The following is an 825-nucleotide window of genomic DNA, read 5'->3' on the forward strand; positions in this document are numbered from 1 at the left end:
ATTGTTAAAGCGAAATTGCGAACTTGCGCTCGTGTCCGCGTCAATGGATGAACATGCATAAAACAATTAAAAAACGCTCTTTAAAGCAGCTTGTTCTGGTCTCCGTGGGTGCGCTGGTGCTTTTTTTGGTGGGGCTGAGTGCTTCTCTCAACTTTGCGAATACGCGCATTTACATTGATCAGCAGTTGGCCCGCTATTCCATGGATGCTGCGACGTTTCTTGGTTTGGCTCTTTCGAGCCAAAAAGATGATGAGTCTAATGTTGCCAAGGAGAGAATGATTGATTCAATTTTTGATAGCGGTGACTACGCATCGATTGAGTTTCGTGCCCCAGATGGGCGTGTTGTCGTGCAGAGAGCCTTATCGTCTGAAGACAGTGGCGTGCCTCGTTGGTTTTTAAGTCGCATCAAATTGTCGGATTTTGTAGGTCACGCCAAGGTTATGTCTGGATGGACCCAGCTGGGATCAGTTCATGTTCAGGCGAACCCGGCGCTGGCAGAGAAAGAGCTTTGGTCGCTTTTTAAATCTCAGTTTGTCTTATTTCTTAGTGTTCTTTCGATCGGATTGTCGATTTTATATCTTCTCCTTCGCAAATTGCTTTCCCCGCTTTCGCAGCTCGAGTTTCAGGCTCATCGTATTGCAAGTCGTGCTTTTGATCAGTTAATTGACCCTCCGGCAACGAGAGAGCTTGATGCTGTGGTCCGCTCGATGAACGAGATGTCTGTTAAATTGAAGCGAGTGTTTGACGAGCAGTTGGACGATATCGAGCGACTTCGTGATCAATCGAGAAAGGATGCGTTGACCGGTCTGTTTAATCGAGAGGGCT

At 47.0% G+C, this 825-nt stretch carries 1 protein-coding gene; it reads left to right on the forward strand.

The genetic code is table 11. The annotated features are described in order from the left end of the window. Nucleotides 1–53 precede the first annotated feature (53 nt). Nucleotides 54–825 (forward strand): LapD/MoxY N-terminal periplasmic domain-containing protein (locus A3751_RS19285; RefSeq protein WP_197466523.1); only part of this gene is annotated, 772 nt, incomplete at its 3' end.

Source organism: Oleiphilus sp. HI0080 (assembly GCF_001635135.1).